21 protein-coding genes are annotated in these 23415 nt (G+C 64.1%); 7 read left to right on the top strand and 14 right to left on the bottom strand.

Annotation, left to right across the window (positions count from 1 at the left end; genetic code table 11):
- The first annotated feature begins 40 nt into the window (after window positions 1–40).
- Window positions 41–385: a hypothetical protein gene (locus tag MTP16_RS22595; protein ID WP_243514327.1), complete on the top strand. Its 345-nt coding sequence runs from the start codon at window positions 41–43 to the stop codon at window positions 383–385.
- On the opposite strand, the gene serA is transcribed toward MTP16_RS22595, so the two are convergent.
- A complete protein-coding gene (gene serA, locus MTP16_RS22590) occupies window positions 382–2283 on the bottom strand; it encodes a phosphoglycerate dehydrogenase (protein ID WP_243514325.1) in 1902 nt (633 codons plus the stop codon). The genes MTP16_RS22595 and serA overlap by 4 nt on opposite strands.
- 67 nt (window positions 2284–2350) lie before the next feature.
- Between serA and MTP16_RS22585 the strand changes: the two genes are divergently transcribed.
- The 3 genes from MTP16_RS22585 to MTP16_RS22575 all read left to right on the top strand — a co-directional run bounded on the left by MTP16_RS22585 (window position 2351) and on the right by MTP16_RS22575 (window position 5413).
- Window positions 2351–2983: a hypothetical protein gene (locus tag MTP16_RS22585; protein ID WP_243514322.1), complete on the top strand. Its 633-nt coding sequence runs from the start codon at window positions 2351–2353 to the stop codon at window positions 2981–2983.
- Entirely contained in the window at window positions 2984–3343 is a 360-nt protein-coding gene (locus MTP16_RS22580) for a hypothetical protein (protein ID WP_243514320.1), read from the top strand. It begins immediately after the preceding gene.
- A gap of 78 nt (window positions 3344–3421) precedes the next feature.
- Window positions 3422–5413: a M1 family metallopeptidase gene (locus MTP16_RS22575; protein WP_243514318.1), complete on the top strand. Its 1992-nt coding sequence runs from the start codon at window positions 3422–3424 to the stop codon at window positions 5411–5413.
- A gap of 83 nt (window positions 5414–5496) precedes the next feature.
- Here MTP16_RS22575 and MTP16_RS22570 read toward each other — a convergent pair whose 3' ends face one another.
- Window positions 5497–5937 (bottom strand): DUF983 domain-containing protein, encoded by a 441-nt coding sequence (locus tag MTP16_RS22570; RefSeq protein WP_243514317.1) that lies wholly within the window; start codon window positions 5935–5937, stop codon window positions 5497–5499.
- Window positions 5938–6076: 139 nt separating this feature from the next.
- A complete protein-coding gene (locus MTP16_RS22565; protein ID WP_243514316.1) occupies window positions 6077–6937 on the bottom strand; it encodes a helix-turn-helix transcriptional regulator in 861 nt (286 codons plus the stop codon).
- A 214-nt stretch (window positions 6938–7151) separates the two neighbouring features.
- Here MTP16_RS22565 and MTP16_RS22560 point away from each other — a divergent pair, with 214 nt between their 5' ends.
- Window positions 7152–8177 carry a transglutaminase-like domain-containing protein gene (locus MTP16_RS22560; RefSeq protein WP_243514315.1) on the top strand — a complete coding sequence of 342 codons (1026 nt, stop codon included), beginning with the start codon at window positions 7152–7154 and terminating at the stop codon, window positions 8175–8177.
- 183 nt (window positions 8178–8360) lie between these two features.
- On the opposite strand, the gene MTP16_RS22555 is transcribed toward MTP16_RS22560, so the two are convergent.
- The 8 genes from MTP16_RS22555 to MTP16_RS22520 all read right to left on the bottom strand — a co-directional run bounded on the left by MTP16_RS22555 (window position 8361) and on the right by MTP16_RS22520 (window position 16237).
- The gene (locus MTP16_RS22555; RefSeq protein WP_243514314.1) at window positions 8361–9323 is read right to left on the bottom strand and encodes an aldo/keto reductase; all 963 of its coding nucleotides are present in this window, start codon (window positions 9321–9323) and stop codon (window positions 8361–8363) included.
- A 55-nt stretch (window positions 9324–9378) separates the two neighbouring features.
- Complete coding sequence (locus MTP16_RS22550) at window positions 9379–10722, bottom strand: alpha-amylase family glycosyl hydrolase (RefSeq protein WP_243514313.1); 1344 nt, start codon at window positions 10720–10722, stop codon at window positions 9379–9381.
- A gap of 63 nt (window positions 10723–10785) precedes the next feature.
- Entirely contained in the window at window positions 10786–11175 is a 390-nt protein-coding gene (gene gloA2, locus MTP16_RS22545; protein WP_243514310.1) for an SMU1112c/YaeR family gloxylase I-like metalloprotein, read from the bottom strand.
- Window positions 11176–11259: 84 nt separating this feature from the next.
- Complete coding sequence (locus MTP16_RS22540) at window positions 11260–11739, bottom strand: DinB family protein (protein WP_243514308.1); 480 nt, start codon at window positions 11737–11739, stop codon at window positions 11260–11262.
- 201 nt (window positions 11740–11940) lie between these two features.
- On the bottom strand, window positions 11941–13086 hold the full coding sequence (locus MTP16_RS22535; RefSeq protein ID WP_243514305.1) for a TlpA disulfide reductase family protein: 1146 nt from the start codon (window positions 13084–13086) through the stop codon (window positions 11941–11943).
- A 126-nt stretch (window positions 13087–13212) separates the two neighbouring features.
- Window positions 13213–13803 (bottom strand): nitroreductase family protein, encoded by a 591-nt coding sequence (locus MTP16_RS22530; protein ID WP_243514303.1) that lies wholly within the window; start codon window positions 13801–13803, stop codon window positions 13213–13215.
- 175 nt (window positions 13804–13978) lie between these two features.
- Entirely contained in the window at window positions 13979–14695 is a 717-nt protein-coding gene (locus MTP16_RS22525; protein WP_243514301.1) for a DUF421 domain-containing protein, read from the bottom strand.
- A 66-nt stretch (window positions 14696–14761) separates the two neighbouring features.
- Entirely contained in the window at window positions 14762–16237 is a 1476-nt protein-coding gene (locus MTP16_RS22520; protein WP_243514300.1) for an alpha-amylase family glycosyl hydrolase, read from the bottom strand.
- Between the two features lie 161 nt (window positions 16238–16398).
- Between MTP16_RS22520 and MTP16_RS22515 the strand changes: the two genes are divergently transcribed.
- Window positions 16399–17031 (top strand): phosphatase PAP2 family protein, encoded by a 633-nt coding sequence (locus MTP16_RS22515; protein ID WP_243514298.1) that lies wholly within the window; start codon window positions 16399–16401, stop codon window positions 17029–17031.
- Here the strand turns inward: MTP16_RS22515 and MTP16_RS22510 are convergent.
- The 3 genes from MTP16_RS22510 to MTP16_RS22500 are packed head-to-tail and all read right to left on the bottom strand — an operon-like array spanning window position 17028 to window position 22163.
- Complete coding sequence (locus MTP16_RS22510; RefSeq protein ID WP_243514295.1) at window positions 17028–17585, bottom strand: GNAT family N-acetyltransferase; 558 nt, start codon at window positions 17583–17585, stop codon at window positions 17028–17030. The genes MTP16_RS22515 and MTP16_RS22510 overlap by 4 nt on opposite strands.
- A 39-nt stretch (window positions 17586–17624) precedes the next feature.
- A complete protein-coding gene (locus MTP16_RS26045) occupies window positions 17625–19118 on the bottom strand; it encodes a TlpA family protein disulfide reductase (protein ID WP_317244081.1) in 1494 nt (497 codons plus the stop codon).
- A 21-nt stretch (window positions 19119–19139) separates the two neighbouring features.
- Entirely contained in the window at window positions 19140–22163 is a 3024-nt protein-coding gene (locus MTP16_RS22500; protein ID WP_243514292.1) for a TIM-barrel domain-containing protein, read from the bottom strand.
- Between the two features lie 169 nt (window positions 22164–22332).
- Between MTP16_RS22500 and MTP16_RS22495 the strand changes: the two genes are divergently transcribed.
- Window positions 22333–23406 (top strand): NYN domain-containing protein, encoded by a 1074-nt coding sequence (locus MTP16_RS22495; protein ID WP_243514289.1) that lies wholly within the window; start codon window positions 22333–22335, stop codon window positions 23404–23406.
- Window positions 23407–23415 lie beyond the last annotated feature (9 nt).

Genomic DNA, 23415 nt, shown 5'->3' with positions numbered 1-23415 from the left:
TGGGTCTACCTTTGCGGTACTACGCATTCAACCCCCTTTTATGCCTGCTGCCCCCCGCCTGCGCCAGCTGCGCCGCGACCGTACCGTGTTTACGCTACTGATGAACATCGTCCGCATCTACCTGGAAGAAAGCGACCGGCTGGTTCAGCAGCCGGAACTACGTACCGCTCCTGATGCCGAATTGCTGCAACTGCAGCAAGTAGCCGACCAGTGGCTGAACCTGGCCACGGCTTACATCGTGCGCAAGCACCGCTGCCCGGCCCACGTGGCCATCCAGCTGGTGGCCGAGCTACAGGCCGAGCTGAGAGCCAACATCCCGGAAACGGAGGTGCGCCGGATGCCGCTTGGCGCCGTGCTCACCTTGCCGCCGGGCATGCAAGCCTAGTACAGCACCCGGAACTTGATGGTGTGCGCCACGGCGCGCAGGGCCTGAATCACCTCCTGGTCGTACTGCCGGTCGATGTCGGTAATCACGTAGCCGATGTGCTCGTTGGTTTTCAGGTACTGGCCCAGGATGTTGACGTGGTGCTGGGCCAGCACGTTGTTGATGTTGGCCAGCACGCCGGGCACGTTGGCGTGGATGTGGATGAGGCGGTGGGCCTGCTGGGTGGGCAGCTGAATGTTGGGGAAGTTGACCGACTGCTGCGTGTTGCCGGTGTTGATGTACTGCATGATGCGTTCGGGCACAAACTCGGCGATGTTGCGCTGGGCCTCGGCCGTGCTGCCGCCGATGTGGGGCGTGAGCAGCACATTGGGCAGGCCGCGCAGCTCGTTTTCGAAGGTTTCGTGGTTAGTTTTCGGCTCGTACGGGAACACGTCCACGGCCGCGCCGCCCAGGTGGCCCGAGCGCAGGGCGGCGGCCAGGGCGGGCACGTCCACTACGTGGCCCCGGGCGTTGTTGAGGAACAGGGCGCCCTTTTTCATGAGGGCAAACTCCTTCTCGCCGATGAAGTTGGTGTTCTCGGTGCGGCCGTCGATGTGCAGCGTCACCACGTCGGATTGTTCCAGCAATTCTTCCAGCGTGCGGCACTTCACGGCGTTGCCGAGCTGCAGCTTTTCGGCCACGTCGAAGTACACCACCTTCATGCCCACGGCTTCGGCCACCACGCTCAGCTGCGCGCCGATGTTGCCGTAGCCCACGATGCCCAGCGTCTTGCCGCGAATCTCGAACGAGCCACTGGCCGACTTGTCCCACTCGCCGGCGTGCATCTTCGGGTTTTTCTCCGGGATGCGGCGGGCCAGCACGATGATTTCGCCCAGCGCCAGCTCCACCACCGAGCGGGTGTTGCTGAACGGCGCGTTGAACACGGCCACGCCCTTTTTCATGGCGCCGGTCAGGTCAATTTGGTTGGTGCCGATGCAGAAGGCCCCAATGGCAATCAGGCGGTTGGCGGCATCGAGCACGCGTTGCGTCACCTGCGTTTTCGAGCGGATGCCCAGGATGCTCACGCCCTCAATGCGCGCCAGCAACTCGTCCTCGTCGAGGCCGCCGGGCACAGTGTCGACCTGATAGCCTTCGGCCAGGAAAAGCTCTTTGGCGCGGGCATCGGGGTTCTCCAGCAGAAGCACCTTGATGCGGTTTTTGGGGTATGATAAAGTCATGGGAAGTTTTAGTTGGTACAAAAACTCGTCGAAAGTCGGGAGAACTTCGTCCGCCTGAGCCACTACCGTAGGGCGGCTAACGTTTTCAGTGTAAGCGTAGAAACGCTGTGCCAGGCCGGCTTCGCGAATCTGGTAGTCGGTATAACCGTCGCCGAAGACGTACACCGGCCCGTCCAAATCGAGCAGCACCAGTTGGCGGATTTTGCCGCCGTCGCGACTCAGCACATTCTGCGGGTCGCAGCCGGTGATGTTGCCAGCGGCATCGAAGGTAAAGGTGTTGGCCAGCACGTGCGCGGGCGCGATGCCGAACTCGGCCACCACGGGCTCGATGAACTCGCGGAAGCCGCTGCTTACCACGTAAATGCGGTCGGCAAACTGCCGGAAGAAGTTGCCGTTGCGCCGGATGCTCTCGCTCACCCTGGTTTTGAGGCGGGCGATAAGCGGCGCGAGGTGCCGCTCATTAGCCCCCAGCAGCGCCAGCCGCCGGCTCAGCGACTCCTGGAAGCCGATTTCGCCGGCCATGCCCTGGTCGGTGAGCGCCTTGATTTGGCCGACCACTTTGGCTTGGTCGGGGTGGCCCTGCAGGGCGATGTCGGCTAGCTCATCCAGCCCTTCGACTTGCGTAAAGGTGCTGTCGAAATCGAAAACGAGGTAGGGCAGGGGGGCAGCGGGAGCAGACATATCCGCAAAGATGGGCGCGGTGCTACCTTGGCGCAGCATTTACGCCCGAAGTATTTTGATAAAACCATTGCTTCTGCTGCTCCTCACGCTTCTGCTGAAAATACCCGCTGCCGCGCCGCCGGCCGCACGCGTCACCTTCAGCCCGCTGACGAAAGCTGCTTATGAGCAAGCGAAGAAAACGGCGATTGTGACGAAGCCGACGCTGACGTTTCCGGTGAAGAAAGCGCGGGGGCGCATCGTGATTCCGACCAGCAAGGGACCAAGGATTTTTCAGGACAAAGGCGTTGGCACCGATAACGACGACCAAGCTCAGTACGAATACCAAGGCTATGCGGCCTCGTTAAAAATGCACTTGGTGGATGGCCGTTACTGGGAAGGCGGTGAATGGCTGCTGGTTTCCGATACCGGCCAGCAACTGGCCTTGCCCAGCCCACCGGAATATTCGCCCGATACGCGCAGTTTCGTGGCTTTTTCGGCGGGAATTGAAGTCAGCTTTATGCTTAATGTAATCCAGCTTTATCGGCTGGAAAACGGCCGCTGGCGGCAGGTCTGGAAACTGGAGCCATCCGTAGAGCCCGCTACCTGGGAGCCGGCCGAAATCCACTGGCTATCCAATTCAACCTTACTGCTGAAAAAGCGCATGTGGACCGGCAAGAACTCCGGCAATACTTTCACCTATGCCAAGCTGTCCCTTCAATAAATGCCCCAGCGCCTCCTTTTCGTGTATAACGCCGACGCGGGCCTGCTGGCGGGCCTGAAGGACACGTTTCACAAAATCCTCTCGCCGACGACCTACGCCTGCTCGCTGTGCGCCGTCACCTACGGCGCCACCAGCATGCGGCCCGAGTGGCGCGCGTTCATCAGGAAGCTGCCCGTGCCAGTGGAGTTTCTGCACCGCGACGAGTTCATCCGCGACTACCCAGCATGGGCGCGCCACCGGCTGCCGGCCGCTTTTGCGGTGGCCGAAACGGGTACGCTAAAGCCTTTTATCGAAGCGGAAGAGATGAATGCGGCCGACCTGAACGGCCTGGTGGAACTGGTGCGCCAAAAGCTAGCGTAAGGGCAGGGGTGCGCCGTTACCTTTGGCAGGAAAACAGACGGTTCTCGCGCTTTTTACCATCATTCCATTCCTTTTTTCATGAAATTTTCTTTTCTGCTGAGTGCGGCGTTACTGATAGCGGGCGCGGCGGCGGCGCAGCCTCAGCAGCCGGTGCCCACGGGGCCGGCGTTTGACGCCCGCACGCTGTTCAACCCCTCGTTTATTGAGCAGTTGGCCACGCCCACGCGCACGGCTGGCGGCCAGCCCGGCGCCCAGTACTGGCAAAACGCGGCCGACTACAAAATTGACGCCCGCCTCGATGAGAAAGCGGCCCGCGTGACGGCCACCGCCAGCATCACATACACCAACAACTCGCCCGATGCGCTGGCCTTCGTGTGGCTGCAGCTCGACCAGAACTTATACCGCGCCAACTCGCGCGGGGCGGCGGCTACGTCGGTGGCCGGTGGGCGCTTCGGTAACTCGGCCCGCGGCTTTCGGGGCGGCGACTCGCTCCAAACGGTGAACATTGAGCTGCACGGCAAGAAGCTGAAGGCCAACTACCGCGTGCAGGACACGCGCATGCAAATCATCCTGCCCGAGCCGATGAAGCCCAAGGGCGACAAGCTGAAAATCGACATCGCCTACGGTTTCAACGTGCCCGAATACGGCTCCGACCGCCTGGGCCGCCTGCAAACCAAGAACGGCGAAATCTTCGAAATCGCGCAGTGGTACCCGCGCATGGCCGTGTACGACGATGTGGAGGGCTGGAATACGCTGCCCTACATGGTGGCTGAGTTTTACCTCGAATACGGCAACTTCGACTACACCGTGAACGTGCCGGCCAACTACCTGGTGGGCGGCTCGGGCGAGTTGGTGAACCCCGCCGAGGTGCTCACCAGCGCCCAGCAAAGCCGCTTGGCCAAAGCCGCCGGCTCGGACCAGACGGTCATTGTGCGCTCGGCCGATGAGGTGACGCAGGCGGGCTCGCGACCGAGTGGAAAAAACGGCCGCCTCACTTGGCACTTCAAGTGCCAGCGGGCGCGCGACGTGGCCTGGGCGGCCTCGGCGGCCTTCGTGTGGGACGCGGCCAAGATGAATCTGCCCAGCGGGCGCAAGTCGCTGGCCATGTCGCTCTACCCGGCCGAGGTGGCCCAGGACTCGGCCTGGGGCCGCAGCACCGAGTATGTGAAGAAAAGCATCGAATACAACTCGAAGCAGTGGTATGAATACACCTACCCGGTGGCCACTAACGTGGCCGGCGTGGTGGGCGGCATGGAGTACCCGGGCATCGTGTTTTGCGGCTCGAAGGCGCGCAAGGCCAGCCTCTACAGCGTGACCGACCACGAGTTCGGCCACAACTGGTTCCCGATGATTGTGGGCTCGAATGAGCGCAAGTACCCGTGGATGGACGAAGGCTTCAATACCTTTATCAACATGCTGTCGAGCAACGCTTTCAACAACGGCGAGTACGCCAAGCTGCTGAATGACACGGCCCGGCTGGTGGCCGGCAACATCCGATATATGGCCGACCCCGTCACCGACCCGCCATACACCGTGCCCGACGTGACGCAGCCCAACCACCTGGGCTACGCCGCCTACAGCAAGATGGGCTACGGCCTACTGCTGCTGCGCACTGAGATTCTGGGGCCGGAGCGGTTCGACTACGCTTTCCGCACCTACATCAAGCGCTGGGCCTTCAAGCACCCGCAGCCCAAGGACTTTTTCCGGACGATGAACGAGGCCAGCGGCGAGGATTTGAGCTGGTTCTGGCGCGAGTGGGTGTACAACAACTGGATTCTGGACCAAGCCGTGACCACCGTGGCCTACGTGAACCAGGACCCCGCCCAAGGCGCCCTCATCACCATCGAAAACCGCGGTCAGGCCGCCATGCCCGTGACGGCCGACGTGACCGAAACCAGCGGCAAAACCACCCGCGTGAAGCTGCCGGTCGAAATCTGGCAGCGCGGCGGCACCTGGACCTTTCGCTATAACTCCACCACCCCGCTCACCCGCGTGCAGCTCAACGTCACCAAGCTGCTGCCCGACGTGAACCCCGGCAACAACGTGTGGCGCGCGCAGGTGCTGCGGTAGAACGAGTACCCCGAAGCTCCGCTTCGGCCCGCCAGAACTTCATCGTTCAACGCAAGCCGAAGCGGAGCTTCAGGGTACTCATTCTACCCCCGGCCCCACTTTTTATTATACCGCGCCCCGCCGAACAGATACAGCATCAGCGCCCGCGAGTAGCGCAGGATGAGCGGCGTGAAAATGACTGTGACGCCGGTGATGATGGCCACATACACCCACGTGTCAGGGTTGCCCAGTAGGTAGTAAATCAGCACGCCCAGCACCAGGAAGGTGCCCACGTTGAAGCCGAAGGTGATGTACATAGAACCGAAGTAGAAACCCGGCTCGGGCTCGAAGCTCTGGCCGCACACAGGGCACTGCGCGGGCATCTGGGCAAACTTGGTGATGTTCCAGGCCGAGGTGCTGAACAAGGGGCCGCGGTGGCAGCGCGGGCAGCGCAGCTTGGCCAGCGCCAGGGCGGTGGAGTCGACGAGTTCGTAGTTGTTGAAATCGGTGGGTTCGGTCATGACCGGGGCGGGGGAGGAAGGCATGGCAATAAAGGCTATACGGGAGAAAGCGGCCCGCGCCCATGCGCAAGCGGCTCGTGCGGCACCCGCCGCATTGATACCCCAAAATTACCGGGCCCTGCGCGCGCCTTCGCAGCCCGCTTTCGGGGTCTTACAGGACAAATCAACGCTGCTGCCGAAACGCCTCGGGCGTGGTGCCGGCGTACTTGCGGAAGTAGCGCACGAAGTACGACGCATCCTCAAAGCCCAGCTCATAGGCCACTTGCGCCACGCCCAGCGCCGAGTGGCTGAGCAGCCGCTGCGCCTCCGTGACAACCCGCTCGTGGATGAGGGCGCTGGCCGTTTTGTTGAGCACGCGGCGGCAGAGGGCGTTGAGGTGGTTGGCTGACAGGTGCAGCAGGTCGGCGTAGTCGCGCACGCTGCGCTTGGTGCGGTAGTGCTCGTTGAGCAGCGCGCCAAACTGCCGGATTTGCTGCAGGGGCAGGCTGGCATCGGCCGCCGGCTGGGCTGGGTAGTAGCGTGCCGCCAGTTCCAGCACCAGGTGCAGGTAGCTGCGAAACACCTCGGCCTGGTTAGCGTGCGGCGTTTGGTATTCCGTCAGCAGGTGCTCAAACAGCGGCTTGATTTGCGTTTCGGCGGGCGGCAGGACCAACACCGGCGGGTGCGCGCTGTCGAAAAACGGGTAGGCGTAGAGGCCGCTGCCGGGGTAGCGAAACAGATAGAAATCGGCGCTGAAAAACACCAGCAGCCCCCGCGCCTCGGGCCCCAGCTGCCAGTGGTGCACCTGCCCCGGCGCCAGAAAAAACACGCTGCCCGGTTGCAGCTCATACGTCACCAAATCGACGGTGTGCGTGCCCGTGCCTTCGGTGACGTAGAGCAACAGGTAGAAATCGTGGGCGTGCGGCACGTTCACGTGCGGAAACCGCACCACGTGGGTTTCCAGCCGCTCGGCGTAGTAGGGCACGGGCGCCTGCGCCGGCGGAAACGACGCCAGGGCCAGCACCGGCAGGCCAGTAGCTTTCATATAGAACGACGGTTTAGCGGGCGAAAGTAGCCACGCGGCCGCCGGTCGTACCTTTGAACCACTGCTGGGGTCTGGTTGGCCCTGACTGGCGGACGCTTTTCGGGGCGTCGCGTCAACGGGCATCGCACGTGGCGCTGGCCGTTGAGTTGAAGCCTTTTTGGCTGCAATCCAGCTCGATTGACGCCCACCAGCAGCGACTTGTTGCCCCGTTCTCGTGAACATTTCCTTGTTGAACCGCTCGGCCGGATGGGCCGGGCTGCTGGGCGCCTGCGCGGTGCTGTCCGGTTTCGGCACCGCCGAGCCTTCGCCCCGGGCCGCGGCCCCGCGCAGCCGCACCTTCACGCTCACCAGCACGGCCACCGTGCCCGCGGCGCCCGCCGGCACCCAGGCCCTCGACCTGTGGCTGCCCATCCCGCATTCCGACGCCTCGCAGGACGTGCGCGACCTGAAAATAGAGTCGCCGGTGCCCTACAAGATTGAGAAAGGCGCCTTCGGCAACGAGATGTTGCACCTACGCCCCGCCACGGTGCCCACGGCATCGCTCACCGTCAAGCTCACAGCTCAAATCACGCGCCGCGAGCACCTCAACCTGCGCGCCAATGCCCCCACGGCCAAAGCCGTCAAGGAGAAGCCCGACCCCAACCTGGCCCGCTGGCTCGGCCCTGACCGCCTCGTGCCGCTCGACGCCAAAATCAAGCAGCAGGCTCAGGAAGTGGTGGCCAAGGCCGGCGCCAAAACCGACCTGGAGAAGGCCCGCGCCATCTACGAGCATGTGGTGAGTACCGTGACCTACGACAAGACCGGCCAGGGCTGGGGCCGCGGCGACATTTACTACGCCTGCGACGCCCGCCGCGGCAACTGCACCGATTTTCACGCCATCGTCATCGGCTACTGCCGCAGCCTGGGCATCCCGGCGCGCTTCAGCATCGGCCTGCCGCTGCCCGCCGACCGGGGCAAAGGCGAAATCAAAGGCTACCACTGCTGGGCCGAATTCTACACCAAGGAAACCGGCTGGGTGCCCGTCGATGCCTCCGAAGCCGCCAAGAATCCGGATAAGCGCAACTACTTCTTCGGGGCCCACGATGAAAATCGCGTGGAATTCACCCGCGGCCGCGACGTGGAGCTGGCCCCCAAACAAGCCGGCCCGCCGCTCAACTACTTCGTGTACCCCTACGCCGAAGCCGACGGCAAACCGCTGGAAGTGGCCCGCACGTATGAGTTTGCGGATGTGCCGAAATAGGTTGTTCTAGCGTGGGGCCTCACCCCCTGACCCCCTCTCCAAAGGGAGAGGGGGCACCGGTTCGGGCTCAGATTGAAGTTGAAAGCAGCCATTGGCCTAACTATTAACTCTTAGCTGACGTCTGGCTCCCCCTCTCCTTTGGGAGAGGGGCCGGGGGGTAAGGCGCTCCGGTAGAACAAAACACTATTCCGCCTTCACCGGCTGGGCTTGCTCCAGCGTTTGCAGGTCGTCGGTCGTCAGGCGCAGCTCGGTGGCTTCGAGCAGTTCCGTGACCTGGCCCACGCTGGTGGCGCTGGCGATGGGAGCCGTGACGGTGGGCGCCTGCATCAGCCAGGCCAGGGCCACCTGGGCGGGTGTGGCCTGCTGGCGGTCGGCCACGGCGTCGAGGGCGGTGAGCAGGGCCAGGCCCTTTTCGTTCAGGTATTTCTGGCCCACGCCGGCGCCGCGCGGGCTTTTCTGCAGGTCGTTCTGGTCGCGGTACTTGCCGGTGAGGAAGCCCGCCGCCAGGCCGTAGTACGGAATAGCGCTGATGTTTTCCTTCAGCAGAAACGGCGCAAGGTTCTTTTCGAAATCCTCCCGGTCGTACAGATTATAGAGATTTTGCAGCGTCTCGTAGCGCGGGAAGCCGTGCTGCTGGCTGGCGGCCAGCGACTCCTGCAGGCGCTCGGCGGTGAAGTTGGAGGCGCCAATGGCCCGCACCTTGCCTTCTTTCACCAGCTGGGCGTAGGCTTCCAGGGTTTCCTCCACGGGGGTGGTCGGGTCGTCCTTGTGCGACTGGTAGAGGTCGATGTAGTCGGTTTGCAGGCGACGGAGCGAGCCTTCCACGGCGCGCAGGATGTAGTCTTTCTTGAGGCCCTTGTTTTCGGGGTTTACTTCCCAGCCCACTTTGGTGGCAATGACCACGTCGTCGCGCCGGCCGCGCCGCTGCAGCCACTTGCCGATGATGGTTTCCGACTCGCCGCCCACGTGGCCCGGCACCCACACCGAGTAGCCGTCGGCGGTATCAATGGCATTGCCTCCGTTGGCTACGAAGGCATCGAGCACGGCAAAGGAGGTAGCCTCGTCGATGGTCCAGCCAAAGACGTTGCCGCCCAGCATGAGGGGCGAAATCTGCAGGCCGGAGCGGCCCAGTTCACGGGTTTGCATAGCAGTTTGAAGCGTCAAAGAATGAGATTTGCTAACCGAAAAATGGCCCCGAAGGTTAGTCCAGACCATCGGTTTCGGACACCAGCACCCGCCAGCCGTGGGCCGGTACCAGCAGCGGCTGGCCTTCATGCAGCGTTACGGTTTCTTCGCTGAACAAGTCGCGCCACTGGCCGGCCGCGGCGGGCAAATTCCGCGTTTCAGCTGCGGTATTGACGGCGCAAAGCACGGCCGCGTCGCCCTTGCTTCGCAGGAAAGCGTACACTTCGGCCGGGCCGGGCAGGCGCCGGAACTGGGCAGTAGGGTCGCCGTTGCGCAGAGTGGGGTGTGTCTTTTTGAGCTGAAACAGGCGGGTATAAAAATTCTGTAGCGGATAGTCATTCCAGGCTATCGTGTCGCGGTCGAAGAACGCCAGCCGACGGTTCAGGGCGGCTTCCTGGCCGGAGTAAAGCAGGGGCATGCCCGGCAGCAGAGCTGTGAGCACGGCGAAAGGCAGAGCCAGCGGCCCGAGGCGCTCATACTCGGTGCCGTCCCAGGTGTTCACGTCGTGGTTGCTGGTGAAGTGCATCAGGTACACGCTGGGCGGGTATTTCTCGCGCTCGGCGGCCAGGTAAACGTCAATGTCATCCAGGGCGGCGTGGCCCTCGGCAATGCGGTCGAGCAGGTGGTGCAGGCGCAGGCCGAAGCTCATGTTGAAAGCCCGTTCCAGCAGCCGGGTGTCGGAGTTGAATTCTTCCCAGGTCAGCCCGCCCGAGGGGTACAGCTCGTCCCACTCGGCCAGCATAAACACCGGCTTGACGGCGTCGAGTTCGGGCCGGGCCTCGTCCCAAAAGTCGGTAGGCACCAGGCCGGCCACGTCGCAGCGGTAGCCGTCGATGTCGGCTTCACGCAGCCAGTAAGCCAGGGCCTCGGTCATGTAGCGGCGCATGGCGTGGTTGGTGTAGTCGAGGGCCACCACATCGGTCCAGTCGGGCACGGGCGGCACCAACTGGCCGTCGGCGTCGTGTTGGTACCAGTCGGGGTGCTCGGTGATGAGGGCGTTGTCGCGGCTGGTGTGGTTGGCCACCCAGTCGAGTATTACCTTCATTCCCAGCGCGTGCGCCGTTTGCACCAGGTGGCGCAAGTCGGCCAGCGTACCAAACTCGGGGTTCACCCCCAAGTAGTCGCGCACGGCGTAAGGCGAGCCCAGCGAGCCTTTGCGCCCGACCTCGCCAATGGGGTGCACCGGCATGAGCCACACAATGCTCACGCCCATTTTTTGCAGGCGCGGCAGGTGCGCTTCAAAAGCCCGAAAAGTGCCCTCCGGGGTGAAATTCCGAACGTTGACTTCGTAAATGGTGGCGTGTGCCGCCCACTCGGGGTGGGGCACGGTGAAGCGCGAGGCAAGCGGGTGGTCAGGCATCGAGAAGGGAGAAGTAGCGACGATGTTTCGCTACGCGGCCTGCTTGCTGACGGTTGCCGACGCTTACACCTCGTAAAACTCCAGCGGCAGCCCGTCGGGGTCGCTGAAAAAGGTGAAGCGCCGGCCCGTCAGCTCATCCACGCGCACGGGCTCGCAAGGCACGCCGTGCTGCTCCAGGTGCCGGATGGCGGCGGCCACATCGGGCACCGCAAAAGCCAGGTGGCGCAGGCCGGCCGCTTCGGGGTAGCTGGGGCGCGGGGGCGGGCTGGGAAAGGAAAACAGCTCGATAATGTACTGCCCGTTCACGGCCAGGTCGAGCTTGTGGGAGTCGCGCGCCGCGCGGTAGGTTTCAGCCAGAATTTCCAAGCCGAGAACCTCGGTATAAAACCGCTTCGAGGCGGCGTAATCGGAACAGATAAGGGCTACGTGGTGCAGGCCGAGTAAAGACAGCATAGCAGAATTCGTTAGAAAGAAAGATTGCAGCAAGGGCGCTATTGGCTTTCGGAAGGCTCGCCGGCTGTTAGGTTGTCGGAAGTGCTAGGTCCGAATCACGTCGGTATCGACCGGCACGTAGCCCAGCTGCCGGCTCATGCTCAGACACTGGCCTTTGTGGTGAAACTCGTGGGTGATGACGTGGGTGAACAGCTGCAGCGGCGAAAGCTGCAAGGGTGCCGGGTGGCGCGCCGAAGCAAACCGCTGCGTGGTTAGCCACTGCCCGGCAAAATGCTGCCCAAACTCAGCTGCCAGCGCGTCTACGTTTGCAAAGAGCGCCCGCACGGCGGCCACATCCAGCACCTTTTCCGGCTGCTGGCGCGCCTGCGGCCGGCCCAGGCCCACCTCGCCCAGCCAGGCCTGGTAGCACTCGGCCACGTGCACCAGCAAGTCGCGGATGCTGCTGTGGTTGAAGCCAGCCACCGGCGCCACAAAGTGCGCCGGGCTGAGCGTGGCGCAGTAGCGCAGCAGCGCCGCACGGGCCCCGCGAATCAGGTCGTATTGTTGGGAGAAGACAGGGTCCATATAATCGGCTTGAAACCTGGAACGTCTGTCATCCTGAGCGCAGCGAAGGACCCTTTCACGTTTGAAAGCTTTGTGCGAATGTGAAAGGGTCCTTCGCTGCGCTCAGGATGACAGATAATAAATAGAAACGCCGCAAACCAGCGCCGCATCCCGAAAGAAAAAGCCCTGATTTGCGGCGAACGCATCAGCCAATAAAAACGCTTAGTTCACCTTGTTCAGCAGCTTGCCGAGGGTGCTTTGCAGCTCCTCGCCGCGCAGGTTGGTGGCCACAATTTTGCCCTGCGGGTCGAGCAGGAAGTTTTGCGGAATGGCTTGAACGCCGTATTCCTGGGCGGCGGCGTTGTTCCAGAACTTCAGGTCCGACACCTGCGTCCAGGCCAGTCCGTCTTTCTCAATGGCGCGCATCCACGCTTCGCGGGCGCCTTCCTTGTCGAGCGACACGCCCAGAATGGTGAAGCCTTTGTCCTTATAGGCGTTATAGGCCTTCACCACGTTGGGGTTTTCCTGGCGGCAGGGGCCGCACCAGCTGGCCCAGAAGTCAATCAGCACGTACTTGCCGCGCAGGCTGCTCAGCTTCACGGGCACGTTTTCGGGCGTGTTTTGGGTGAAATCGGGGGCCACGGAGCCGATGGCCACTTTTTGCAGGCGCTTGATTTGCTCGTCGATGCGTTGGCCCCGCACCGAGTTGCGCAGGTTGGGGCTCAGGCCCTGGTAGAGCGCGGCATACGACGTCACTTCGGGCACCGAGCCGCCCACGTCCTGCAGCACAAACAAGCTGTAGCGGGTGTCGGGGTGAGCCTTCACATAGGCCGTCCGGATGGCCTTCTGCTCGGCCTCGATGGGGTCGAGCTTGGCTTCGAGCTGCTTGATGTAGGCCGGGTCTTTGCGGGTGGCTTCGGGTTGGGCGCGGTAGTCTTTGATGTAGGCCTCGTACCGGGCGTCCAACAATTTCAGCGAAGCCCCCAGCTTGGCTTTCTCGTCGTTGAGCGGCGTGCCGCGCACCACGGCTTTGGTGGCCGAATCGGGCATGCTGATGGCAACGGTGCCTTGCTCCACAAAGAAAAAGTCATGGGTCATGTCCTTCGATTTCGCCAGCGGCGTGCCGTTGTGGCTGAGGATGAGCGTGGCCCGGCCCGGCTCGTTCACCGCGCCCTTGAGCTCGAAGCGCCCATTCTTCACGGCCGCCGAGTCGACCAGCCACTTCTGCGCGTTCACGTAGCGCAGGTAGGCTTTTGTGACGTTGGCTTTGGCGCCCACGGTGCCTTTCACCACAAAGTTTTCGGTGGGGGCCTGCGCCTGGACCAGGGCGGGCAGCAGCGCCAGCGCGCCGCAGAGAAGCTTTTTCATAACATGCAGAAAATGAGTTGGCAAAAGGGCACCGCAAAGCCGCTGCCCGTTGCACGAGCGCACGCTGCCGAGCGGACTCGGTTTTGGGCCCTAAATATAGGCGAACATCGGCCGGAACGGCCAGGCTTATTCGCTCACCCAGCGGGTTTTGTCCTGCACGGGCCCGCGCTGGCCCGGCGCCGAAGGCACGTCGATGTAGCCGAGCTGGAAAAAGCCCAGCAGGCGGTCGTCGGCGTCGAGGCCGAAAAACGCCTTGGCCTCCTCGGTGTAGGTGATGCCGCCGCTGCTCCAGTAGCCGCCCAGGCCGTAGGCGTGGGCCGAGAGGTGCAGGTTTTGCACGGCGCAGGCCACGGCTTCAATTTCCTCAATTTCGGGCAGGCGGCGCTCGGTGCGTTTCATGGCCAGGGCGATGACGTGCGAGCACAGCGGCGGATTGCGGCGCAGGTTGGCGTGCTTGGCGGCTTTGTAGGCCGGGCCGGCGGTGCGCTCGTACAAATCGGCCTGAAAATCAGCCAGCCGCTGCAGGCCCGCGCCCGTGAACACGATGAAGCGCCAGGGCTCGGTTTGCTTGTGGCTGGGGGCCCAATTGGCGTTTTCGAGTAGCTGCCACACGGTGGAATCGGGGATGACGCGGCCGGGCACAAACTGCGGAATGAAGGTGCTGCGCCGCGTGCGAATGAGGCGGTTGATTTGCTCGGTGTCGAAGAGGTCAGACATGCGGAAGCCGGAAAAGTGAATCAACCTAACCTGCGGTCGGACCGGAAAGTTAACTCAGGCCACGCGCCAGGCAAGTAGCGCGAGCTTTGTGGTTCGCGGGGCAGAACGACAATCGTTGAGACGGCGTGGGGCCCGCGAACCACAAAGTTCGCGCTACTGTCGCGCTACTGTCGTGCTACGCCACGCGCCGGCCGGTGTGGGTGGGCAGCCACTTGTCGCAGCGGCACACCGGGCAGGCCCGGGCGGGCGTGGGGGCCAACTCCTCCACGTGGCCGCACTCGGAGCAGGCGTAGGTGCCAGATTTTTCGATGATGCTGAGCGGGTTTTCGCGCAGCTCGGGCAAGATGGGCAGGCCCGGGCGCACGTCCTCGTCTTCGTAAAAAAAGGCGCTGACCTGCCCCGTGGCTTCGATGTAGGCCATGCGCACCTGGCCCAGGTGCTCCACTTGCAGCTGCCGCAGCTCGCCAAAAAGCTCCTTGTGGGTGAGGTTTTGCGCGCGCAGGGCCTCGTGCACAAGGGCGCCGTCGGCCACCAGCTTCACCGGCTTGCCTTCCAGCCAGTCGCTGAAGCCCGGCGCCCGCTCGGTAAGGCGGTTGAAGACGATGTAGAGCAGCATCACCACGGCAAACACTACCACGATGTGCGTCAGAGCGGTGTCCTGGTAAAACATGGCATCGCCGGCCGCCGAGCCCAGCGACAGGATGATGCTCAATTCGAACAGCGAGAGCTGCCGCACGCCCCGGCGGCCCGTGATGCGCAGGGCGGCCAGTGTGAGCAAATACACGGCTACGCAACGAAACGCGACTTCGAACAGGAACGTGGGCGGGGCATCGGCCGTCCAGAGCAGGCGCTGCCAGTCGAAGGGCGTGATGGTTTCGGCAAGCAGGGGCATGAAGTGTGTATGTAAAAGAGTAATAACCCTTCTAACGCCGGAATCGGTCAGGTGTTTGGCAGGTAACTAGTAAATCCTATTCCTGGCCCACTGCTCCCATACCTGATAGCTGTGGGGAGGTAGCGTCACAGATTGGCCTGTTATTTTATAACCGATTGGTTGATTAGAGCGAAATAGGGGCCAGCGCTCATCTATTAGTGATGGTTCAGGTAGCTGCACGTGCTGCGTCAGGGCACTGAGGTTCACCGCGACCATCACGACGTGGTCGCCTTTCCGGCGCTCAAAAGCCACCGTTTGGGGCGGGCTGGGAAGTAGCCGGAATTTAGAAGCTGCATCGAAATTCTGCAGCGCCAGGTTCCGCTTCTTGAGCTGCAGCAGCTTTGTATAGAAATCCTGCAGCGGGTAACCGTTCCTCGGAATGGTGTCTTTGTCGAAGAAGCGCAGGCGCTTTTTCATCGCCGCTTCCTGGCCGTTGTACAGCATCGGGATGCCGGGCCAGAGCATGGCGAGCACGGCTTCGGGCAGGGCATTTGGGCCGAGGCGCTCGTACTCGCTGCCGTCCCAGGCGTTGATGTCGTGGGTGCTGGTGAAGGTCATTAGGTTCACGCCGGGCGGGTAAATCCGGCGCTCGGCGGCCCAGTAGCGGGCCAGCTCGGCGGTGGGTTTCTGGCCCCGCCCGATGCTGTCGAGCAGGCCGTGCAAACTCAGGGCGTAAGTGGCATCAAACGCCTTTTCGAGCAGGCGGGTGTGCGGGTCGAATTCCTGCCGCGAAATGAAGGTGGGCGGAAACAGCTCGTCCCACTCGGCCAGCATAAACACGGGCTTCACCTTCTCCAGCTCGCGCCGGGTGTCGTTCCAAAAATCGGTGGGCACCAGCCCGGCCACGTCGCAGCGGAAGCCGTCGAGGCCGGCGGTTTTCACCCAGTACACCATGCTTTCGGTCATGTACCGGCGCAGGGCGGGCTTGGAGTAGTCAAGGTCGATGACGTCTTGCCAGTCGGCTACCGGCGGGCGGAAGTTGCCCTTGGCGTCGCGGGTGTACCAGTCGGGGTGTTCGGTGGTGAGCGGGTTGTCCCAGGCCGTGTGGTTGGCCACCCAGTCCAGGATGACGTGCATGCCGAGGCCGTGGGCCCGGTTCACATAGCGTTGCAAATCGGCCAGCGTGCCCAGGTCGGGGTTCACGGCGCGGTAGTCGCGCACCGAGTAGGCGCTGCCCAGCGTGCCCTTGCGGTGGGCGCGGCCAATGGGGTGGATGGGCATCAGCCACACAATGCCCACGCCCATCTGCTGCAGGCGTGGCAGGTCAGCCTCGGCTGCCCGAAAAGTGCCCTGCGGTGTGTACTGCCGCACATTCACCTGGTAGATGCTGGCGTTGCGGGCCCAGGCCGGATGCCGCACGGTAAAAGCCGATGAGTCGGGCCCGGCGGCCGGGGCTTTCGTGGCGGTTTCGGCCTCGGTTCTGGTGCCCGACTGGCAGGCGCCCAGTAGCAGCAGCGGCGCCAGGATGGCGTGCCAGCGACGTAGCAAGAAGGAGAAATTCATGCTGCAAAGTAGTTAAGTCGGGCTGCTGTTCCTTGGGCTTCTTTCCGGCGGCGGTTGGCGTTCTGTATGGCGTTGAATTCAAGCCAAAATTCGTGCGCTGCCGTTACTGCTTTCAGCAGCACTCGACCAACCTAGCTGCTGTAGAAAAGCCAGGTTTTTATATGAATCATTCCCCGTTGCCCACACGCAAAAATCCCGGGTTCTGGGCGGTGCTGGGGCTGGCGTGGGCGGTGTTTGGCGGGCTGGCCGTAGCGGTGGTGCGCGCCGGCGGGCCCGGCTGGGACTCCCCGATTTTATTGTTCTGGCACCGCCACGCCACGCCGGCGCTCGATGCGCTGGCCGTGTTCCTGACCATTGTGGGCAATACCGGGCCCATGGTGGGCGCGGGCGTGCTGGTGCTGCTATGGCTGCTGCGGCGCCGGAGGTGGCGCCCGGCAGTGGTATGGGCACTCTCGGTGGGTGGCTCCATGCTGCTCACGCAGGTTATTAAGGCGCTGGTGGCGCGGCCGCGGCCCACGCTCTGGCTCAGCCTGCGGCCCGAAACCACCCTGAGCTTTCCCAGCGGCCACGCCATGGACACGGCGGCGCTGGCCACAGCGCTGTTTTTTCTGCTGCCGGGCCGGCCGTGGGTGGGGCGCCTGGCGGCGCTGTTTGCCTTGGCCGTGGGCTGGGCGCGCATGTACTTGGGCGTGCACAACCCCTCCGATGTGCTGGCCGGCTGGTGCGCAGCCGTGGGCTGGGTGCTACTGGTGCAGCTGCTGGCCAGCCGGCGGTGGGCCAAATCGGTGGCTTAAATCGTGTTGGTTATGCCCGGCGCCGTGGCCTCGTACCACACGCAGCGGGTGCCGCCTTCCAAAAATTCATTGCCTTCACGCAGGCCAATTTTGGTCAGAATGCGCCGCGAGCCCGCGTTTTCTGCGTCGGCGTAGGCGCAGATGCGCGGCAGGTTCAGGGCTTGAAACCCGCAGTCGAGCCATGCTTGGGCGGCTTCAAAGCCGTAGCCCTGCCGCCAGAACTGCGGCCGGAACCGGTAGCCCAAGTCGTAGAAATCGTGCTGGCCGTTCACAGGGCCGGCTACCCGCTTCAAGCCGGCCCAGCCCACGAACTCGCCGGTGTCGCGCAGCAGCACCGCCCAGCGCCCGATGCCGGTGGCCGCGTATTGGGCCTGAATGAAGGCAATGGTGGCCGCGCTCTGGGCCAGCTCTGTCACCATCTGGCCGCCCACGCCGCCCAGGTAGCGGTGCACAGCTGGGTCGGAATCGAGCGCAAACATGCCCGGCGCATCAGCGGCCGTGAGCGGGCGGAAATGCAGGCGGGCGGAAACGAAAGGCTGGGCAGCGGTAAGCATGAGGAGAGGAAGCGGTGGGCTTTGAAAAGGCAGCGACGGCTAAGGCAACGGCTTTTTAGCCGGGGAGGCCTGCAGCGCGGTTTCCAGCGCCGCGCGGGCCGCCGGGTTGCTGGGGCGCGGGGCGTTGGCATCAAGGATGAGGCCGTCGGGGCCAATGAGCCAATAAATGGGGATACCCCGCTGCCCCCACAGCCGGCGCACGGCCGGGTCGTCGAGCTGGCCCAGCACTTGCCGCTGGTTGGGCGCATCGGTCAGGTGGTCGGCCGCCACGGCCCGGCGCCAGGCGGCGGCATTGCCATCGATGGAAAGACTAAGGAAAACCACCTGGCCGGCGCGCGGCGCAAACTGCGTCTGCAAAGTGCGCAAGGCCGGGGTTTCGGCCCGGCAGGGCTTGCACCAGCTGGCCCAGAAATCCACATACACCAGCTTGCCCCGATAATCGGACAGCTGCACGGGCTGCCCGTTGAGGTCGGTGAGCGTGAAATTCGGGACCGGCTGGCCGGCGCGCATGGTGGCCATGCGGTCTTGCTTCCATGCCAGAGCCCGCAGCAGCTCAGGGTTGGTGCAATGCGCTCTGAAATCGGCCAGGGGCCGGGCCAGGTCCCGTTCATTGCCCGCGCGCATCAGGTCGTGCAGCAGCTGGGCCTGCTGGTAGTCGCGGGTGAGGCTGGCCGGCTCCACCTGGCGCACCGTGTCGTAAGCCCACGGAAATTGCTGCGGCACGTAGGCGGTGAAGGGCAGCCGCTGCCGCCGCTCGCGCAGCAGGTAGGTGGAAAAGTGGTTGGCAAAAAGCTGATAGGCCCGGTACGCCAGCAGCGAATCCTGGTTCACGGGCACTTCGGCCAGGAAGCTGTAATAAGCGTCGGGCAGTTGCCGCACCGCCGGCCCCTGGCCCGGTTTCTGGTACTCGTAGTCGTAGGGAAACGCCAGCAGCGCCCGGCCCCATTCGTAGCGAATGGCCGCTGCTTCTTGGCTACGCAGCGCCGGGGGCAGCGGGTGGGCACGGTCGGCGGCGCGCAGCACGGCTTCGGCCCGCTGGCGGAAGTGGTCGGCCAGGGCACGCATACGGGCCGGGTCGTGGGGCTCGGGGCGGCCTTCGGGGGCTTCGTAAAAATCAGCGGTGCGGGCCCGCCGCTGGGCGGCGCGGTAGTCGTTCACGGCCGCGCCGGGCCCAGCAAAATGCAAGTTTTTGTTGAAACGCCGGGCATCCACGGTCAGCTTGAGGGTGTCACCGGGCGTCAGCCACACGTCGGTGTAGCGCCGCACCCGGTCGGGGCGTCCCAGGCCCCACTGGGCCGCCAGCGGCCGGGGCAGGCTGTCGAGCACGAACTGAAATTCGCCCTGTGGGCTTAACCGAACCTGTTTGTACACCGGTGTGAGGTCGAGCAAGTTACGCGACCAAGCCAGGCACACCACGGAATCGTTGGCGTGCAGTACCCGGCCCCGCAGCACGGCGCGGGCAGCCGGCTGAGCCGCCGCGCGCCCGCAGCCGAGCAGCAATAGGCAACAAAGCAATTTCCTGAACGAGCTCATAAGCACAAGTAAGCGGGGTTTTCAGCGCGTCACAATTAGGCGCTGGTGCTGGCCAGCCACCTCGGCCGTGTACACGCCGGGCGGCACGGGCTGGTTGCTGCCATCGCGGGCGTCCCAGGCCAGGGCGTGAGGGCCGGGCGCGGGCACCAGCGGCAGTGCCCGCACCGGTTGGCCTTGCGCGTTGCGAATAAGTAGTTGCGCCTCGACAGGACTAGGGGAGTGGCGGGTGTAATGCAAGGTGGTGCCGCGCGGGCCGAAGCTGCGGCTATCCGGTGCTTCCAGCGTCAGGGTTTCCGGCGCGGCGTCGGCCACGGAGGCGGTGAGGATGCGCAGGCCGCGCATGCTCACGGCCACGCCCGCATTCATCAGGAAATGCACTTCCAGCTCGTGCTTCACCGGGTCATAAGCGTAGCCTTCGGCCGGCACGGGCTTTTCGTCGAAGAAAATGGCCGTGGGCGGCGCGGCCACCCGCTGCACCAGCAGCCGCAGGTAGCGGAACACCGGCTGGCCAGGGTATTCGCCGTGGCTGCTCAAAAGCACGTCGGTTTGCTCCGGCGTGCAGAAGCCGCGCATGGTCAGCGTCTCGTATTGCCGCCGGGCCAGGGCCTGGGCCGAGTGCCCGTCGTCGTCGTACATCGTGAATTCCGATTCCGACGCGCTGGGGTCGGGGTAGTAGCGCAGCAGCAGGGTATCGGGGCGGTAGAGGGCGGTGCTGGGCCGGTAGGCCGTCATCGGCAGAAAGGCGCCGCCGCGCACCAGCAGGGGCGCGTGGGCCAGCGGGGCGGGCACGCCCACCACGCTATTGCCGGCGTAGGTGTGATTGGTGTAAAAGTCAATCCAGTTGCCGCTGGGCAGCTGCACGTTGCGGCGCCGCTGGCTGGGGTGGAGCACCGGTGCCACCAGCAGGTTGGGGCCCAGGAGGTACTGGTCGTTGGCCCTCGCCAATGCTTTAACCGCCGAATCAGACAGGGCACTGGTGACGACGTCCCGGTAGAAATGCTCTCTATCCGGTGGCGTTCCCCAGCCATCGGCGGCATCTATCTCCGCCAGGTATTCGGCTTTGGAAGGCGGCGGGGGCGGGGTCCTCCCATAGCCACTGTTAAAATCCATGGCCCGCACCAGCGGCAGGCCGCGCGCCGTGTTCTGCCAAGCCAGCGTGTAGAGGTAGGGCAGCAACTGATACCGCAGATGCACCGCGTCGCGCACGCTGCTTTTATAAGGGTCGGGGTAGAAGTACGGCTCGGGCGGCACCTCTGAGGCGTGCGGGCGCAGGATGGGGCCGAGGCTGGCCATCTGCAGCCAGCGCGTGTACAGCTCCGGGTCGAGGCCGCCCACGCAGAAGCCGCCGGCGTCGGAGTGCATGTAGCCCACGCCGCCCTGGCCCATGCCCAGCATCACGGGCACTTGGGCCTGGTAGCCGCTCCAGGAGCGGTTGATGTCGCCCGACCACGGGAAAACGGAATTGCGCTGCATGCCCGCCCAGCCCGAACGCGCCAGGTTGAACAGCCGCTCCTCCGGAAAATCCCGGGTGTAGCCTTCGCGCAAAATGCCGGCCCAGCTTTGCCCAAAGGCGTTGTGCACGGCGCGGGCCTGGCCGGACACGTGCTGCATGGCCACGGGGTGGTTTTCGGGCTCGCCCAAGTCGCTCCACCAGCCGGCCGCGCCTTGCTCGTGCAGCTTTTTATAGTAGCCCCACAGCCAGTTGCGGGTCTGGGGCTTGAACACGTCCAGGATGCTGGCCGGCCCCGCCCAGAACGAGCCCACCGTGAACGGCCGCCCCGCCGCCGTGGTGCCCACCAGCCCCTGCGTCCGCACGGTTGAGTCGTTGCGCGAGGTACGCATCACGTAAGGCTCCGAAATGAGAACCGTCTTTACGCCTTGCTTTTGTAGGCTGCTCATCAGGCCCGCAGGGTCGGGGAAATGAAACCGGTCCCAGGTAAAATCGCCCTGCTTCCTGATGCCGCCAAACCAGTACAAGTCCAGCACCAGCGCATCGAGCGGGAAGTTTTCGCGGCGCATGCGGGCGGCCACCTGCTGCATCTCTTCTTCACTTTTATAGCCGAACCGGCTCTGAATGAGGCCCAGCGCCCACCGCGGCGGCAGCGGCTGCCGGCCCGTGAGGGTGGTGTAGCGTCCCAGAATTTCGGCTTGGTTGCGGCCTGTTATCACGAAGTAGGAAAGCGACATTAGTCCTTCGCCGCCGTATTCGAGCACGTTTTTATCAGCCTTGCCTAGGTCGAGGTAGCCGGGCGCGTGGTTGTCGAAAAATAGCATGTAGCCCCGGCTGCTGAGCACCGTGGGCAGGGCAATATTCAGGTTGGGCTCGTTGTTTTGGGAGCCGTAGTGCGCTTGGTTGTACAGCTCCAGCCGGTAGCCGCGCCGGTCTACGGGCAGGGCGCGCGAGCCGGTGCCGTAGAGCTGTTCGCCCGGCGCGAGGCGGAAGCGCACGCCTGCGCCGCCGGGCTCAGCTGCGGAGGCTTCCGGGGGGGAGGCCCTGGTGGCGACCCGACGAAAAGCTCCCGTCAGTTCCGACACCAGCGTGTCGGCGCCATCCACAATGCTCACGCGCAAGGGGTTTTTGTGCACTACTGCCCGGAAGGAAAGCGAGCCTGGCAGCGCGAAGACGAGCTGCTGGCGGCCGTTGCGCACCAGCCGGGCCAGCACTTTGCCGTCCAGGTTGTCGACGTTAGCGCCGGGCACCACCCCGGTGTTGGGCCGTTGCATCACCGCTACTGCCCGTTCGGCAGTCGAATCTGGGTAACTGTGCTGACCTGAAGCAATATACTCAACCCTGACCACGTGCCGGTCCCAGGGCCGCACCCGGATGGTGCTCCCGTCAGTAGCATCGATGATGAGCATGCCACTGCGAAAGGAATGCGACCGGTACCGCCCGCCCGGGACCGCCCGCGCCGGCACCACACGCCGCCCAAACGGGTCCTGCACGGGCCGGCCGTTGTCGGCGCGCTGGGCGTGCGCCGCCGGGCAAAGGAAAAACTGCAGCGCCAGCCACGCCGCGGCAGTAGAAGCCAGGTGTCGTACCTTCATCCGGTCAAATAACGCACAAGCTGGCAAATTCGCCACCATTGACAAGCCGTTGTCCCTGCTTTCCAAGGACTCACGGCGCGGCTCCTTTGCCGGCTGGGTGCGCGCTGCAAAATGTTCTGGTCTACCCACAGAGCTGTTTCTCCGTGTCTAGAATCAATCTTTTTGCCCCATGTTGTCCAAGCCCACAACATCTCCCTACGCCGCGGTATTCATTGATTTTGAGAATGTTTATTATTTTCTCAAGAATCATTTCCACGACCCGCCCGACCTCAACGACTACGTACTCGACATCATCCGCTCGCTGCGGGAGGAGCTGAGCCGCAAGGGCCTCGACTCGCTCATCAGCTACGCCTACGCCGATTTTGAGCGCTTGGCCACTGCCCCGCAGGGCGCCCTCTACCTGATGGGCGTGAGCACCCGCAACGTGCTGGGCACCGACCACAAAAACGCCGCCGACATGCAGCTCTGCATCGACGCGCTGGAGGTGATGTACACCCGGCCTGACATTGGCACCTTTGTGCTCGTGGCCGGCGACCGCGACTACATTCCTGTGCTGCAGCACCTGCGCCGCCAGGCCCGGCAGGTGCTGGTGGCCGGCTTCCGCGAATCCGTGTCCGGCGATTTGCTGCAAAACATCGGCTCGGCCCAGTTCCTCGACGCCCGCGACCTGCTGGGCACCGAGCGTGTGGAGCAGCTTGAAAAGCGCCGCGCCGACCGCCTGCGCCTGCAGGAGGAAAGCCGTCGCCTGCGCGAACAGGGCCTGGCCGGCGTGCCCTCGGCCGCCGCGCTCGCCGCCCGCGCTGCCACGCCCGAGGCCCTGCCCCGGCCCATGATGCCCGTGCCGGTGCCCTCGGCCGGGGCGCCCCGGCCCGTGGTGCCGGCCACGGCCCGGCCCGCCGCGCCCCGCTTCAGCGAGGAAGTGCCGGATTTTGCGCCCGTTCGCCCGTTGGCACGCGAGATTGAGCGCCGCACGCTGGCCTTCATCCTCAGCGAATTCCAGAAGCTGGAGGCCAAGCAGCAGCGCCGCGTGCCCGAGCTGTGGCTGGGCCCGTTCATGCGCCTGCTCACCGACGAGCTGCCCGAGCTGCCCGACTACGAGCGCCGCGACCTGCTCAACCACCTGCGCGACGCCGGTACGCTGCGCATCGAGAAGCGCGAGGGCGAGCCGCATCCGTTTTCGGTCATTGTGGTCAACTACAACCACCCCGACGTGCAGGCCCTGCACCCGGGCGAGGAAAACTAGCCGCCGGCC

This window comes from Hymenobacter monticola (assembly GCF_022811645.1).
Taxonomy (GTDB): Bacteria; Bacteroidota; Bacteroidia; order Cytophagales; family Hymenobacteraceae; genus Hymenobacter; species Hymenobacter monticola.
This window is presented reverse-complemented; position numbering and strand designations above follow the sequence as displayed.